A 15,919-nucleotide genomic window follows, 5' to 3' on the forward strand; every position below is an offset into this window, starting at 1 on the left:
CCATAACAATTGTCATTGACAAGCCAACACAGGAAAGATACGATATGAGTAACTAAACAGCGGTTTAGAAAAAGTGAAGGGGGCGTTTATGTGTTAGAGGTAAAAGAGTTAGTCAAAACCTTTGGGGATTTTAAAGCAGTTGATCATGTATCCTTTACGATACCGGACGGGAAAATTTTAGGATTAATTGGCCAAAATGGTGCCGGGAAAACAACTACGTTTCGCTTGATTTTAAATTTTTTAACACAAGATAGCGGGTCGGTTTTATGGAATGGCCAACCATTAAACGAAAAAGAATACAATATTATTGGTTATTTACCAGAAGAACGGGGTTTATATCCTAAAATTACGATTGAAGACCAACTAATTTATTTCGCTTCGTTGCGGGGAAAAACTAAAAAAGAAATTGAACCTAAAATTGACTTTTGGATGGAAAAATTTCAAGTTAAAGGCAAAAAAACAGATAAAGTTAAATCTTTATCAAAAGGCAATCAACAAAAAGTTCAATTGATTGCGACACTTATTCATGAACCGAAGTTAATTATTTTAGACGAACCATTCAGTGGCTTGGATCCAGTTAATGCAGAATTATTAAAAGACGGCATTATTGAATTGAAAAATCAAGGTTCTTGTGTCATTTTTTCCAGTCATAATATGGACAATGTGGAGAAAATCTGTGACCATTTAGTCATGTTAAAAAATGGACGCATGGTTTTAGATGGTCAGGTTCATGAAATTCGACAACAATTTGGTCGAACAAAATTATTTTTAGAATCACCGTTATCTGTTGAGGAAGTTGCTGCTACAGCAGGTGTGCAAGAAGCACACTTGCGACAAGATGGCGTCTTAGAAGCGACATTAGAAAACGCTGAAGTGGGCAAAGTGTTGTTTGATAAAGCGACAGCCAACGGCTACATTCCAATGTTTAATCAACAACCACCAACATTGGAAGAAATTTTCAAAATGAAAGTAGGTGGGCAAGATGAGTAAATTTTGGATTATTGCGACTGATGTCTATAAGAAAAATGTGAAGTCGCTGTCTTTCTTAATCATGATTTTAGCGCCATTTCTTCTTGTAGGAATTGTTTACTTAGCGGGCTCTCTAGCTAGCGGTTTTTCAGGAGATACTACCATTGGTCTGGTTTCGGAAAATCAAGCGCTCGTTAAAGAGTTGACAAAGAATAAAACAGAGGACTTTTCTTTCAAAGCTGTTTCTTCTGAGAAAAAGGCCCAAGAACAATTAAAAGACGAGAAAATTGATGCCTATTTACTTTTGGACACTACAGATAATCAGATTTCTGGTCAGCTTTACTCTGAACGCTCTTTAGGAAATGCAACCGAGATGCTAATCCCTCAAATGTTAAACCAATTACAAACAATGGCGAATGCCAATCGTTTAAACCTAACAGCTGAGCAAGTTGCCATGTTGAATCAACAAGCAACATTTAAAAAAGCCAAAATTAGTTTTGATGAAAATGGCAAAATAAAAACAGGAGAAGATAACACAGGGATTCAAATGGCGTTAGCAATGGGGATAACAATTTTGTTATTTGTCTTCATCAGCAGTTATTCTTCAATTATTGCCCAAGAGATTGCTTCTGAAAAAGGCACTAGAATCATGGAAGTTATTCTCTCTAGTACAAAAGCGCAAACCCATTTTTATGGCAAATTAACTGGGGTTATTCTAGTAGCTTTAACACAAATTTTCATTTACGGAGTGGCGTTTGTTCTCGGCTATTCTCAATTGAAAAATCTTGATTTTATGAAAAGTCTATTAAGTGGTATTTCACCACAAAGTATTTTTTCATCAACCTTTATTTTTACATTAGGCTTTTTCATTATTGGTATTCTCGTTTTTGCTGTTTTGGCAGCACTTTGTGGTTCTCTTGTTTCCAAACCAGAGGATACAGCAAAAGCAGTTCAGCCCATCATGTATATTGGTTTAATCGGTTATATGATTGGCATTACGTTTGGGACGAATGATCCACAAAATATCGTGGTGAAAGTGACTTCCTTTATTCCGCTGATTTCGTCATACATTATGCCAGTACGCTTGGCGACCGAAACGGCATCAACAATGGAAGCAATTGTCTCATTAGTGATTTTGGCAGTTTTTGGAATTATTTTAACAATCTTCTCTGCTCGTTTATACAAATCAAACGTTCTTGTATACAGCGAAGGCGGCATGATTCAATCCTTAAAACAGTCAATTTCTATTTTAAAAAATGAACAAAAGCATAAATAATTTTTGTTTAACTCTAAAAGGACCCGGTAAATCAGTCAAAGTGACTGATCTGCCGGGTCTTTTTTAGGCACCGTTCGTCGTTCAACTAGACGAACGGTTAATTTTTTTTCAGGAATGTTCGTCTGATTTAATTGGTTGTATAGGTAAATAAATGAGTTTTCGGCTTGATACTGAATGGCATAATCAACAGTCGTAATATGCATCAATTCACTGACATAACTATTATCAAAGCCAATGACAGCGACATCGCGAGGAACGGCATAATTTAGATTTTCAAGTTCTGAAATAAACTCAGCTGCTACGTGATCATTATAAAAGGCCAAAGCTTCTGGCTTGTCGGTTAATTGTTGCCAGTAATGGGCAATTTTGCGACCAGAATGGTTAGTATACTGATCATTAATCAGCCACTCAGCTTGCCAAGGTGCCTGAGTGTTTTCATAAAAATCTTTCATTGCACGTTTTCGTGCGTGCGTGTTTAAGTTTTCGGGATTACCGAGGACATGACCAATTTTTTGGTATCCTTGTTGTTGTAAATATTCTAAGGAACGATAATAACCAGAGTAATGATCAATGTAGGAAGAGTATATATTAGGTGAATCGATACGATGCCAGGTTGCTAAAGGGCCATACGCGCTGTATGGCTCAATCACCGACCATTCATTTGTTCGTGTCAATAAAAACAAGCCATCTAATTGTTTGTATTTTAATTGGTTCAAGGCATCAATTTCTTTCTGCTGATCGCCATCTGTAAAAAATAAGGTTACGGAATAATTGTATTTTTTGGCAATTGAAATAAAGCGATTCAAGAAAATGCCTAAGGAACCTAAATAGCTAGGGGCTAAAAAGCCAATGGTTTTTGTGGCGCCTGCTCGTAAATTCCGCGCCACATAATTCGGGGTATAATTTAATTCTTTCATTGCTTTGAGAATTTTTTCTTGACTATCGGCACTTACATATCCTTTTCCAGAAATTAAGCGAGAAACAGTCGATTTCGAGACACCGGCAACTTTTGCTACATCAATGATAGACGTCATTTTTTACCTCCAAAGTGGAATGTATTCTTATAAGAAGTATAGCATACATTTTTTTGAAAATAGTGCTTGACATGGGAACATTCCCATAATTTATCCTAAAGATGTAAACGATAACAATTTAATCAAGGAGGAAGAAGACGGATGACAAGAGGAGCATTAAAAATTGCAACAATTGGTGGCGGTTCTAGTTATACACCTGAATTAATTGAAGGATACATTAAAAGAAAAGATGAACTGCCAATTAAGGAAATTTGGTTAGTCGATATTGAAGCTGGTAAAGAAAAATTGGAAATCGTTGGGGCAATGGCGAAGCGCATGATTAAAGCTGCTGGTTTAGATTGGGAAGTTCATTTAACATTGGACCGTGAAGCAGCCTTAAAAGGGGCGGATTTTGTTTCAACACAGTTTCGTGTAGGATTATTAGATGCTCGCATTAAAGATGAACGGATTCCTTTGTCCCATGGGGTATTAGGCCAAGAAACAAATGGCGCGGGAGGAATGTTTAAAGCATTTCGAACAATTCCTGTCATTTTAGCTATTATTGACGATATGAAACGCCTTTGCCCAGATGCTTGGTTAGTGAATTTTACTAATCCAGCTGGAATGGTTACGGAAGCTGCAATTAAACATGGCGGTTGGAAAAAAACAGTTGGCTTATGTAATGTGCCGATTGGTCATAGAAAACAAGCGGCCGAAATGCTGGGAATTCCAGAAGAAGACTTATTCTTTAAATTTGCTGGAATTAATCATTTCCATTGGCACCGCGTTTGGGACAAAGAAGGACAAGAGCGAACACAAGAACTCATTGATTTAATTTACGGACCTAAGCAAGAGCAAGAAAGTCATTTGAAAAATATTTTTGATGCGCCGTTCCATTATGAACAGTTAAAAGATTTAGGAATGTTACCATGTGGTTATCATCGCTATTATTATATTGAAGATGAGATGTTGAAGCATTCCATCGAAGAGTATGAACGGGGCGAAACAAGAGCACAAGTGGTTAAAGAAACGGAAGGTCGTCTGTTTGAATTGTATAAAGATCCCAAACTAGATTACAAACCAAAAGAATTAGAAGAACGGGGCGGCACACACTATAGCGATGCAGCTTGTGAAATGATTGCATCAATTTATAATGATAAACGAACGGATATGGTTGTTTCTACTGAAAATAATGGGACAATTACTGATTTACCGTATGATTGTGTTGTAGAAGTATCTGGACCTGTGACAGCTCATGGCCATGAACCTTACAACTGGGGGGCCTTTCCGCCAGCAGCACGAGGAATTATTCAAAATATGAAAGCTATGGAAGAAACGGTTATTCGAGCAGCCATCAATGGTGATTACGGCGCAGCATTGCATGCTTTCACTATTAATCCATTAGTTCCTGGCGGCGTCATGGCGAAGACCTTGTTGGACGAATTATTAATTGCCCACAAAGCGCATTTACCGAATTTTGCAGATGCGATTAATAAAATTGAAGAAACACAACCAGAAACAGTCACATATGTGGCCGAATTAATGAAAAGTAATTAAAAAATATCGCACGCTAAAGATTCGTTTAGTGTGCGATACTTTTTTTAGAATAGGAAGCAAAGGGTTCCGTTTTTTTCTTGACAGTAAAATGATAGGTTTGTTGCCGGAACAGCCACTGAATACCAGAGTAAATTAAAATTTCAGCAATAATAAATGTCGAAAGTTTCTGTGCGGAAAGGAATAATAGCGTTAAAATTAAAAATAAGACGACACAGGTATAAAAAACGTGTTGCAATTTTTTAGAATTGATAATCGTGATTTCTTTGGTATCTTCAGTAACTTCAATGCGCCGATAAAATTGGAACCAGCCTTCATAGAACGTTAAAACATCCCCAGGATCAGCCTCAATTTCAATAGGTACATTAGTAAAAAGTTTCCCTTGATGCACACCATTTTTATAAAATGTAAAATAGCGTAACGCGCCCCAAGCTGATGTTTTTCGTGTCAATGTAATCTTCATGGTTTTCACCTCCGTCTTTATTTTGCCATAGTTTCGGTAAAATTGTATCCTACTAAAGTCCGATTCTCTCATTTTAGGGTCAGAATTGACAAAAGAAAGCAGAGGTGTTAATGTGGGAGTAATTAAACGAGGAGGTATAATTGTATGTTGGCATCTATCAGAATTTGGATTGACTTTTTGACAAAATAAATTGAATAAATCTTATCAAAAAGTCTGAAATTAAAATTCATGGGTGACGTGTGTACTTTTATACGAAACTACAAGGATAGCGATTAGGCTGTCCTTTTTTGCGTACCCAAGATTCTTTCGTTTCAGAAATGAAAGAAGAGGGCGAAATGAAAAAATTAAGTATTCATCTGAAAGAAGTAAGTATTCACTTTTCGGGAAAACCAATTCTAGAAATTGATGAATTATTTGTATATGAAAATGAAAAAATTGGGATTATTGGTAAAAACGGCGCAGGAAAATCAGCACTGCTCAATTTAATTATGGGTAAGATTCAATCAGATAAAGGAAAAGTTCAAAGATTGAACGACTTTCATTACTTGGCACAAGTAGCTGAAGAAATAACGAATGAATCAGAGAAAACTGACAAAAACTGTTTGCTAAATCAGAAAAATCAAAAACTAAGTGGTGGCGAAAAAGTCCAAAAACGCTTAGCAACATTATTTTCAGAGTATCCAACCGGGGTTATTTTAGATGAACCAACCACACATTTAGATAAAGAACATCGTCAGTTGTTAGTGGCAGATTTAACGTATTATTATGGGACCGTTTTGTTTGTTAGTCATGATCGCTTTTTCTTGAATCAATTAGCAGAGAAAATTTGGGAAGTTTCGGATGGACATGTCAAAGAATATTTAGGGAACTACGATGCGTATTGTCGTCAAAAAGAATTGGAACAGCAAACACAATATAATGTCTATCATCAATATCAAAAGGAAAAGAAAAAATTACAGGAATCTTACGCAAAGAAACAAGCACAAGCGCAAAAATCTAGTCATGTTTCAAAAAAACAAAAACAAAAGCAAATTCAACCTAGTCGTTTAGCTGGTTCTAAACAAAAAGATACCGTACAAAAAGCACTCCAAAAACAAGCGAAAGCGATTAATGCCAGAATTGACAGATTACCCGATGTTGCGCAAGCAAAACAAGAGCGAAAAATTATTTTTCCTACTAATAATCAGTTCTCTTTATACAATCCATATCCAATTAGAATTGAAAATTTAACTTTTGCTTATGAGAATCGAGCAATTCTTAACCAAGTGAACGTTCAAATTCCTTTAAACGAAAAAATAGCACTTTGTGGAAAAAATGGTGCTGGGAAGAGTACTTTCCTTCAACAAATTGAAGCCCGTCACCCGGCCATTTACTTTTCTCCCAAAGTCCGGTTAGGAACGTATCATCAATTAGATTATCGATTAAAAAATGATGAACCACTATTGACTTATTTATTGAAGCGGACAAATTATTCTGAAAAGATTGTGCGTTCACTTTTATATCGTCTAGGTTTTCAACAAGAAAATTTACAGACAAAGATATCTTCTCTAAGTGGTGGCGAAGCCATAAAAATTACTTTGGCTCAATTATTTATAGAACCAAATAATATCATCTTATTGGATGAACCCACCAATTTTCTTGATTTAGAGACAATCCAAGCACTTGAAGAATTTATAAGTGCCTATCAAGGAACAGTAATTTTCACCTCGCATGATGAAACGTTTGTGGAAAAAGTAGCCACCCGCACTATTTATTTAGAAAACGGGAAAATTATTGATAAATAAAAAAAGCAAACAAAAAGTCGCTATTTTAGCGACTTTTTGTTTAGACTTCTTCAATTGGTAAATAGGTGTATTCTGCAATTTCTGCGGCATGGGAGCCAGCAACATGTCCAGTGACAAATGCAGCTGTAACATTGTAGCCTCCAGTATAGCCATTAATATCTAAAAGTTCACCAGCAAAAAATAAACCATTGACTAATTTGCTCTCCATTGTTTTAGGGGTCACTTCTTTGAGGGAAATCCCACCGCCTGTGACAAAAGATTTTTCCAAGGGCAATGTTTTCGTAACAGTGAACTGAAAGTCTTTCAGTAGTTCCACAAAGGAAAGACGTTGCTTTTCTGTCAGTTGTTTGGCAGGCACTTCTTCAATTGCTAGTTTCTCTAGATAAAAAGTAAGCAGACGTTCTGGTATTAAAGAATGAAAGGCATTTTTTGCCACTTTATTTGGCTGTTCCTCAATCATGTAATCAACATTTTTCAGCACTTCTTCAAAAGATTTTGTCGGAAACACATCCAAGGCTACCGTGACAGGTTGATTGCCGTTGCGAGTTAATTCTTGGTTAATAAAACTAGAACAGCGGAGCGCGGCAGGTCCTGAAATGCCAAAATGTGTAAACAGCATATCCATTTGATGATTAACTAAAGGTTTTCCTTTTTGGTTCAAAACAGTTAAATTAATATCTTGTAAAGAGAGACCTTGCAACGTTTTATCAAGGATAAAAGGTTCTTCAGAAATAATAGGCGATTCGGTAGGGTAGAGAGGGCTGATGGTATGCCCCATTTTTTTGGCTAGTTTATAGCCATCACCAGTTGCTCCTGTGGAAGGATAAGTGCGGCCGCCAGTTGTTAATACAACACACGGTGCATAAATTTTTTCCAGTTCGGTTTCAACGCCAATTATTTGATCGTCTTTTCGTAGTAATTTTGTGACCTGTGTTTTTGTAAAAACAGTGACTCCTAATTCGTTAATACGGTTAAATAGCGCATCAACAATTGACTTCGATTTATCTGTAACAGGGAACATGCGTCCGTGATCTTCTTCTTTTAAGTGAATACCATTGGATTCAAAAAAGTTCATGATATCATAGTTATCAAATTGTGAAAATGCGCTGTATAAAAATTTTCCATTCCCAGGAATAAATGAAATGATTTCTTCTGCGGGCCGATTATTGGTTACATTACAGCGGCCGCCACCAGTCATTAATAATTTTTTCCCAACACGGCGATTTTTTTCAATCAATAATACTTGAGCGCCTGCTTCTGCAGCCGCAATCGTGGCCATCATACCACTCGTCCCAGCGCCGACAATAATTACATCAAATTTCTTCATAGTTCTCCTCCAATTCAATAGGTAGTGTACCATAATTACAGGATTTTTTCTGGATTTAAGGAAAAAATAAACGTTTGACTATGGTAATTTTTGAATTTTCAGTTAAAATAAACCTATAACAATGAGAGGATGATTAAATGGACGCAAAACAATATGTTAAAAATATTCAAGAAAAGATTCACCAATTAGACCAAGGTCAAACAGAATATTTACAAGCAGTCGATGAGTTTTTACCAACCGTAGAAGGTTTTTTAGAAAAAAATCCTCAATACATTGAAGCAAATGTTTTAGGTGTCTTGATTGAACCTGAACGTATTTTTCAATTTCGTGTGCCGTGGCAAGATGACCAGGGCAATTGGCATGTGAACAGAGGCTATCGTGTCCAATATAATTCAGCGATTGGACCATACAAAGGTGGTTTGCGGTTTCATCCAAGTGTGAATTTAAGTGTGATGAAGTTTTTGGCCTTTGAACAAATTTTTAAAAATAGTTTAACTGGTTTGCCAATCGGTGGCGGCAAAGGCGGTAGTGATTTTGATCCAAAAGGTAAGTCAGATGCTGAAGTGATGCGCTTTTGTCAAAGTTTCATGACCGAACTTCAAAAACATATTGGTCCAAGTACAGATGTTCCAGCAGGCGATATTGGCGTAGGCGCTCGTGAAATTGGTTATTTGTTTGGCATGTATAAACGCTTGCGCAACTATGATGCAGGAGTGTTGACTGGAAAACCTTTAGGATACTGGGGAAGCCAAGCAAGAACAGAAGCGACGGGTTATGGAACGGTTTATTTTGTTAAACATTTATTAGCAGATAAAAACGATACGTTTGAAGGCAAAAAAGTCGCTGTTTCTGGTAGCGGGAATGTCGCAATTTATGCCATGGAAAAAGCAACTGAGCTAGGCGCCACAGTAATCACATGTTCCGATTCGTCTGGTTTTGTCTATGATCCAGAAGGAATTGATGTGGCGTTAGTAAAAGAACTAAAAGAAAAAAATCGTGAACGCATTTCAAAATATGTTGAAACACGTAAAGGCGCAACTTATTATGATAAAGAATCTGTTTGGGATTTCGAAACAGCGTATGACATTGCGTTACCATGTGCAACACAAAATGAAATCAACGAAAAGCAAGCCGCTATTTTAGTGAAAAATGGAGTGAAAGTCGTGGCAGAAGGCGCAAATATGCCTTGTACACTAGAAGCAGTCGCCGTTTTTGCTAAATCAGCTGTAATTTATTGTCCAGGTAAAGCCGCTAATGCAGGTGGTGTTGCGGTTTCTGCATTAGAGATGAGCCAAAATGCTGAACGTTTAGCTTGGTCCTTTGAAAAAGTTGACGGTATGCTAGATCAAATTATGCAAAACATTTATGAGACTTGTCGTGATACAGCTAACGAATATCAGGCACGAGATAACTTTGTTTTAGGTGCGAATATTGCTGGCTTCGAAAAAGTAGCGGCAGCGATGCTAAGTCAAGGACTCGTTTAATAACAAAAAATGCTAGGATTTCCTAGCATTTTTTCTTGGTTTGTTTGATTAAGAGAATAAATATCTCTAATTAAATAGTTAAAATTAAACAATTGGTCTATCCAAAAGAATTTGCTTGAAAAAATGTCTAAAAACACGTAAAGTATACATGTAGTAAGTTTACTTTCGAGGAGGAAAAGGAATGTCACACATTCAATTAGATTATTCCAAATTAGCACCATTTGTTGCTGACCATGAATTGGAATACATGCAAACACAAGTCACTGCAGTGGACAAAGCATTACGTGAAGGTACAGGAGCTGGTAATGATTTTACTGGCTGGATTGATTTACCAGAAAACTATGACAAAGAAGAATTCGCGCGCATTAAAAAAGCAGCAGCAAAAATTCAATCTGACTCTGAGGTATTAGTAGTCATTGGTATCGGTGGTTCATATTTAGGTGCCCGTGCAGCAATTGAATTTTTGACACATTCATTTAATAATCTATTATCCAAAGAAGAACGGAAAGCGCCACAAATCTTCTTTGCTGGAAATAGCATCAGCTCAACTTATTTAGCTGATTTAATCAATGTGATTGGTGATCGTGATTTTTCTGTCAACGTTATTTCAAAATCTGGAACTACGACAGAACCAGCGATTGCTTTCCGCGTCTTTAAAGAGTTATTAATTAATAAATATGGCAAAGAAGAAGCCAATAAACGTATTTATGCGACAACTGACCGTGCTAAAGGAGCAGTAAAAGTTGAAGCTGATGCGGAAGGTTGGGAAACATTTGTGATTCCTGATGATGTGGGCGGCCGTTTCACTGTTTTAACGCCAGTAGGTCTTTTACCAATCGCTGTTAGCGGCGCGGATATTGATCGTTTAATGGAAGGTGCAAATGATGCACGTAAAGAATACGGCGCAACGAGCGACTTAAAAGAAAACCAAGCCTATCAATATGCTGCGTTACGTAATATTTTATATCGTAAAGGCAAAACAACTGAAATGTTAATTAACTATGAGCCTGGCATGCACTATTTCTCTGAATGGTGGAAACAATTATACGGTGAATCAGAAGGTAAAGATGGCAAAGGTATTTTCCCAGCAGCCGCAGACTTTTCAACTGACTTACATTCCATGGGTCAATATGTTCAAGAAGGTATGCGTAACTTATTTGAAACAGTGGTTAAAATTGAAAATCCACGCCATAGCATTTCAATTCCAGAACAAAATGAAGATCTAGATGGCCTAGGCTATTTACAAGGAAAAGAAATTGACTTCGTCAATACAAAAGCGTTCGAAGGTACGTTGCTTGCTCACACAGATGGTGGTGTGCCAAACATGATCGTTAAAGTGCCAACAATGGATGCTTATTCATTAGGTTATGTTATGTACTTCTTTGAAATTGCGGTGGGTATCTCAGGTTACTTAAATGGGGTTAATCCATTTGACCAACCAGGTGTTGAAGCTTACAAACGCAACATGTTCGCTTTATTAGGTAAACCAGGATTTGAAGAATTAGCAAAAGATTTAAATGCACGTCTATAATTTGTAAATAACAGAAGAAAAGAGCCAGGAACACTTACGTTTCTGGCTCTTTTCTTCTGTTTAAATTATTTTTCCAATGGTTCGTTCCATTTTTTAGGACTCCAAATGGTTCCTTCCAATGCAACTTGAAGACTTTCATTATCATCTTCTAATTGTTCAATATATTTGATGGTTTCCTCGATAATAAAAGAATTGGGTTCTTCGCTGATTGACTGAAGTTGTTCTGCTAACCATGTATTTCTCATTTTTCTTCACCTCAAAATGTAGTCTATCATAGGTGAGCTTTTTAGTAATGAAACTTGCTTATTGGTTTTTCTTTAAAATAGCATAAATTCGTTCAATATCCGCTTGGGTACCTCTTAATTCATAGTCAGCTAAGAAGGGAAAGTTAAATTGTTCCGCATACTGTTTAGCTGTCAGGCAGTATTGGTGGTTAAAGTTTTTATTGCCGCTGCCCACCACGCCAGAGCAATAACGATAATTATTTTCAAAAGCAAGATATTCTCGCATGACTTCTGTTAAAATTTCGGTATTGCCGTTGTTGATGCCATCGCCACCATCTAAATAGGTAGGCACAAAAGTAAAAAATGGTTCTGTTTCTACTTCTAACGGAGAATTTTCCGAAATTTCTTTGAAAGTAATCGTAGGATTTTTTTCATTTTGCTGATGTTGCTCTTCGGCATAAGCTGTTAAACGTTGAACAAATGAGCGTGTATTACCAGAGATTGAAATATATCGTATATTCATCAGAGATCCCTCCAAATAAATTTAATTGTTTACGTAAGTATAGCACATCTATGTGAAAAAAATTCAAGATCAATAATTATAAAGCGAAAAAAATAATGCCTTTTTATTACCTATTGTAAAAGTGAAAATTTGTTATTTTAATTCATTTGGGTAAGTATTGAATTTTGCGAAAAACTTTGCTAAGATGGTAGAGTATTGAATAAAGAATGGTTGGGCGAAAGCTTCAAGGATTCAGTTCTTCAAGGGGTGAGAAGAACAATTTTTGAGTTTGCGCCTTTTTGCATACCTAAAACAAAAGGGCTGAGCGTATCTCTATTTCGCTAGTCCTTTTTCTTATATGCTAAAGGTGTAAAAACTAAGGAGGTGGAGACAATGGTACAAGAAGTACTAGAGCAAATCAAGGCAGCGGAGGATGCGGTGGAAGAGCATCGGCAACAAGCTAAGATGAATTGTCGTTTATATGAAGAACATAAGCAAGAACGTTTAGCTGAACTACGTCAAGAGAGTGAAGAAGCTGTTGAAAAAGTGCTGACGGATTCACTAGCAACGCAAGAAAAGATGTTACAACTTGAAAAAGAACAACTTTTAGATGAAACAAAGCGCACTGAACAAGCGCTTCACGAACGTTATGAAGCGAACAAAGAACAAGTCATTGATTCAATTATTGAGAGGGTGAAAGACGTTTATGGCAGTTAGTAAAATGGAAAAAATGACAATAATTGCCGCTGCCGAAAAAGAAGCAGCAATTCTACAAGCCATTCAAGGCTTGCAAATTGTCGAAGTAAAACGGATTTTTCATTCGCCTGAAGAAGAACAAGCCTTAAAGAGTCAATATTCTTTTTTACAAGCAGAACAGTCAACTGAACAGCTACGTAAATATGAAACGATGCTACAACAATTGCAAGAGCTTCTTTTATTTTTGACACGTTCTTCAGGAAAAGGGTTAAAGATAAAAAGAAAAGTCTATACCTTAGAAGAGTTGGAACAAACCTTTGATGAAAAAACATTACAAAGCTATTTGACGGAATTAAAGAATATTCAAGAATCTTTGAAACAAATTCAAACAGATCGTCAAGGATTAGAAGCTGAAGAAGAATTATTAGGCCGCTGGCAATATCTGGATATTTTACCGCATAAACAGCAGTTAAAAAGTAGTTATGTCGTTCATGGTTCGATAAATCTAGCCAATAAAGCCAGTTTCTTGAGCGCTTTGTCTCAATGGCCAACGGTTTATTTTGAAGAAATTTATCAAAGTATGCATCATAGTTATTTTACACTCGTTTACCTGAAGGAACATCAGCAGAGTGTAACCGAGTTATTAAACCAATATAGTTTTGAACCACTCCAATACCGTTATGATGTTCCGCCTAAAGAGGCATATCAACAAGTCAAAGAACGATATGAAATTTTACAAAAAGAAGAAAAAACCTTAAAGCAACAACTGGCTTCTTATCATGATTTCTATGAAACGTTTTGCTTGGCTGAAGAAGTCTTATTGGCGGTTATCCAAAGAGAACAAGCACGTCAACATTTGTTAAATGCTTCGTCATTTTTCATCTTGCAAACGTGGATTCCAGTCGAAGAAAAAGCTGAGATTTTGACAGCGATTGAAGAAAAAGTTCCTAAGGACGAAATAGCTCTTACTTTTGAAAATCCTACGAAGGCGGAAATTGAGACAGATATACCGGTTAAACTAGCGAATAATAAATTGGTGCAGCCGTTTGAAATGTTAACAGAGATGTATAGCTTACCAAAATATGAAGAAGTTGATCCGACACCTGCGATGATGCCGTTTTATCTAGTCTTTTTTGGTATGATGGTAGCGGATATTGGCTATGGCTTACTGATGCTACTCTTGTCTATTATTGCGTTGAAAGCATTTGTTTTACCGAGAGGCATGAAACGTTTTGCCGACTTTTTCTTGATTTTATCATTTCCAACAATTATTTGGGGTTTCATTTACGGTTCGTTTTTCGGTGCAGCATTACCGCCAACAATATTTGGAATCAAATCACCATTTCCGATTTTATCAACGACCGAAGATGTAAATACGATTCTTATTTTATCGGTTATTTTTGGGTTTATCCAATTGGTTGTCGGTTTAATGATTAATGGGATTCAGTTATCAAAACAAAAGCGCTATTTAGATAGTATTAACGAAAGTTACGCTTGGTTAGGGATTTTGTTTGGTTTAGCATTGTTAGTCGTTGGTAAATTAGTGGTTAAAAATGAAGGCTTATTTACAGCAGGTGCGATTTTAGCTAGTCTTTCTGCCATTGCAATTATTGTGATTCCAATGATTCAATCGAAGGCCAAATTAAAAGGCTTAGCCAAAGGACTGTATGGACTATACGGTGTGACAGGTTATGTCGGTGACCTAGTTAGTTATACACGTTTGATGGCGTTAGGAATTGCTGGGGGAAGTATTGCTTCAGCGTTTAATATGCTCGTTGAGTTCATGCCGCCAGTTGCCCGTTTTAGCGTGGGGATCTTGCTGTTAATTGTTTTACATGCGTTAAACATATTCTTATCGTTATTAGGTGCGTATGTTCATGGCGCACGTTTGCAATATGTTGAGTTCTTTGGAAAATTTTACACAGGCGGTGGCCGGGCGTTTAATCCGCTAAAAACAAAAGAAAAGTATGTCAATGTTGAGAAAAAATAGAAAATTATTTATTGGAGGAAAATAGAGATGATGGATTACTTAATTAATAATAATGGTGGAATTGTTTTTGCAGTATTAGGAATGGCGATGGCGACAATTTTTGCTGGGATTGGATCAGCCAAAGGGGTTGGCTTTACTGGGGAAGCAGCAGCAGCTTTAACGACGGAGCAGCCAGAAAAATTTGGTCAAGCGTTAATTTTACAGTTATTACCAGGTACACAAGGACTATACGGTTTCGTTATTGCTTTCTTAATTTATATTAACTTAGGAAACGATATGAGTATGGTTCAAGGATTGAACTATTTTGTAGCAGCTTTACCAATTGCCTTTGCTGGATTGTTCTCTGGGATTGCCCAAGGTCGTGTAGCCGCTGCGGGGATCCAAATTTTAGCGAAGAAACCAGAACATGCAACAAAAGGAATTATCTATGCTGCCATGGTTGAAACTTATGCCATCTTAGGGTTCGTAATTTCCTTCTTACTTGTATTGAACGTCAAATAATTGAGGAGGCAGATGGATGGATGCCATTGAAAAAATCATCAGTGAAATTAAGCAGCAAGGAAAGCAAGAAGTCGAAGCCTATGTCACCAGTGAACAAACGCGCATCGATCAAGAATTCCAAGCAGCACAACAAGAAATTTTGCTGAAGCAAGAACATGAAATAGAAAAACGACAACAACAATTATTAAAAGAATTTAAACAACGCCAACAACGGCAAACACTAGAAATTCGTCAGGATGCATTAAATAAAAAACAAGCATATCTTAACCAATTATTTGACGAAGTGGTCTTAAAGATGAGTGAATGGTCAGCGGAAGAATTTCAACAATTTATGAAAGCACAATTAGGCTCACTTGAATTAACAGGAAAAGCAACCATTCTTTTAGGCGAGTATTCTCAAACGAAAGTGACGCAAGAATGGCTGACCGCTCTTTCTGATGCTACTGTTCAATGGGAGCTTTCAGAGGAAGTTGTTCCAAAAGAAAGTGGCTTTATCGTTGCAAAAGACGGTTTGGATTATAATTTTCTCTTTTCAGCATTAGTTGAAGAGATTCAAAAAACAGAAGGCTTTAAAGTAGCAGAAAAACTTTTCAGTTAAGAAGGGA

Annotated in this window: 15 protein-coding genes and 1 other annotated feature; of the genes, 10 read left to right on the forward strand and 5 right to left on the reverse strand. The window is 36.7% G+C overall.

The window, feature by feature from the left end:
• The first annotated feature begins 90 nt into the window (after positions 1-90).
• Positions 91-990 (forward strand): ABC transporter ATP-binding protein, encoded by a 900-nt coding sequence (locus IGJ90_RS06420; protein WP_002366635.1) that lies wholly within the window; start codon positions 91-93, stop codon positions 988-990.
• The gene (locus IGJ90_RS06425) at positions 983-2,245 is read left to right on the forward strand and encodes an ABC transporter permease (protein ID WP_002357698.1); all 1,263 of its coding nucleotides are present in this window, start codon (positions 983-985) and stop codon (positions 2,243-2,245) included. The genes IGJ90_RS06420 and IGJ90_RS06425 overlap by 8 nt, the downstream gene beginning before the upstream one ends.
• Before the next feature lie 35 nt (positions 2,246-2,280).
• Here the strand turns inward: IGJ90_RS06425 and IGJ90_RS06430 are convergent, their stop codons facing one another.
• Entirely contained in the window at positions 2,281-3,279 is a 999-nt protein-coding gene (locus tag IGJ90_RS06430) for a LacI family DNA-binding transcriptional regulator (RefSeq protein ID WP_002363900.1), read from the reverse strand.
• A gap of 141 nt (positions 3,280-3,420) precedes the next feature.
• Between IGJ90_RS06430 and IGJ90_RS06435 the strand changes: the two genes are divergently transcribed.
• Complete coding sequence (locus tag IGJ90_RS06435) at positions 3,421-4,815, forward strand: 6-phospho-beta-glucosidase (RefSeq protein ID WP_002357694.1); 1,395 nt, start codon at positions 3,421-3,423, stop codon at positions 4,813-4,815.
• Between the two features lie 25 nt (positions 4,816-4,840).
• Here the strand turns inward: IGJ90_RS06435 and IGJ90_RS06440 are convergent, their stop codons facing one another.
• Positions 4,841-5,347, reverse strand: a complete 507-nt coding sequence (locus IGJ90_RS06440) for a hypothetical protein (RefSeq protein ID WP_002366637.1) — start codon at positions 5,345-5,347, stop codon at positions 4,841-4,843.
• 245 nt (positions 5,348-5,592) lie between these two features.
• On the opposite strand from IGJ90_RS06440, the gene abc-f reads away from it, so the two are divergent.
• Positions 5,593-7,059 carry a ribosomal protection-like ABC-F family protein gene (gene abc-f, locus IGJ90_RS06445; protein ID WP_002366638.1) on the forward strand — a complete coding sequence of 489 codons (1,467 nt, stop codon included), beginning with the start codon at positions 5,593-5,595 and terminating at the stop codon, positions 7,057-7,059.
• 40 nt (positions 7,060-7,099) lie between these two features.
• Here the strand turns inward: abc-f and IGJ90_RS06450 are convergent, their stop codons facing one another.
• Positions 7,100-8,386 (reverse strand): NAD(P)/FAD-dependent oxidoreductase, encoded by a 1,287-nt coding sequence (locus IGJ90_RS06450; RefSeq protein WP_002361770.1) that lies wholly within the window; start codon positions 8,384-8,386, stop codon positions 7,100-7,102.
• A 137-nt stretch (positions 8,387-8,523) separates the two neighbouring features.
• Here IGJ90_RS06450 and gdhA point away from each other — a divergent pair, with 137 nt between their 5' ends.
• Both gdhA and IGJ90_RS06460 read left to right on the forward strand, forming a co-directional pair.
• Positions 8,524-9,870 carry an NADP-specific glutamate dehydrogenase gene (gene gdhA / locus IGJ90_RS06455; RefSeq protein ID WP_002360402.1) on the forward strand — a complete coding sequence of 449 codons (1,347 nt, stop codon included), beginning with the start codon at positions 8,524-8,526 and terminating at the stop codon, positions 9,868-9,870.
• Positions 9,871-10,051: 181 nt separating this feature from the next.
• Complete coding sequence (locus IGJ90_RS06460; protein WP_002357685.1) at positions 10,052-11,401, forward strand: glucose-6-phosphate isomerase; 1,350 nt, start codon at positions 10,052-10,054, stop codon at positions 11,399-11,401.
• Positions 11,402-11,466: 65 nt separating this feature from the next.
• Here the strand turns inward: IGJ90_RS06460 and IGJ90_RS06465 are convergent, their stop codons facing one another.
• Positions 11,467-11,646 carry a hypothetical protein gene (locus IGJ90_RS06465; RefSeq protein ID WP_002357684.1) on the reverse strand — a complete coding sequence of 60 codons (180 nt, stop codon included), beginning with the start codon at positions 11,644-11,646 and terminating at the stop codon, positions 11,467-11,469.
• A 58-nt stretch (positions 11,647-11,704) separates the two neighbouring features.
• The gene (gene nrdI / locus IGJ90_RS06470) at positions 11,705-12,148 is read right to left on the reverse strand and encodes a class Ib ribonucleoside-diphosphate reductase assembly flavoprotein NrdI (protein ID WP_010715174.1); all 444 of its coding nucleotides are present in this window, start codon (positions 12,146-12,148) and stop codon (positions 11,705-11,707) included.
• A gap of 208 nt (positions 12,149-12,356) precedes the next feature.
• Positions 12,357-12,404 (forward strand) — a sequence feature (sodium ion sensor (DUF1646 type); this cis-regulatory element may regulate processes involved in with the transportation of sodium ions).
• A 116-nt stretch (positions 12,405-12,520) separates the two neighbouring features.
• Between nrdI and IGJ90_RS06475 the strand changes: the two genes are divergently transcribed.
• Genes IGJ90_RS06475 through IGJ90_RS06490 form a run of 4 tightly spaced genes read left to right on the forward strand, consistent with a single transcriptional unit; the run spans position 12,521 to position 15,912 of the window.
• Complete coding sequence (locus IGJ90_RS06475; protein WP_002419305.1) at positions 12,521-12,844, forward strand: hypothetical protein; 324 nt, start codon at positions 12,521-12,523, stop codon at positions 12,842-12,844.
• Positions 12,834-14,813, forward strand: a complete 1,980-nt coding sequence (locus IGJ90_RS06480; protein WP_002366644.1) for a V-type ATP synthase subunit I — start codon at positions 12,834-12,836, stop codon at positions 14,811-14,813. Before IGJ90_RS06475 ends, IGJ90_RS06480 begins: the two co-directional genes overlap by 11 nt.
• 27 nt (positions 14,814-14,840) lie before the next feature.
• Positions 14,841-15,314, forward strand: coding sequence for a V-type ATP synthase subunit K (locus tag IGJ90_RS06485; protein ID WP_002363905.1), 474 nt, complete (start codon positions 14,841-14,843; stop codon positions 15,312-15,314).
• A gap of 16 nt (positions 15,315-15,330) precedes the next feature.
• Entirely contained in the window at positions 15,331-15,912 is a 582-nt protein-coding gene (locus IGJ90_RS06490) for a V-type ATP synthase subunit E (protein WP_002365627.1), read from the forward strand.
• The last annotated feature ends 7 nt before the right edge of the window (positions 15,913-15,919 follow it).

It is taken from the genome of Enterococcus sp. AZ129 (assembly GCF_051714505.1).
Lineage (GTDB): Bacteria > Bacillota > Bacilli > Lactobacillales > Enterococcaceae > Enterococcus > Enterococcus faecalis.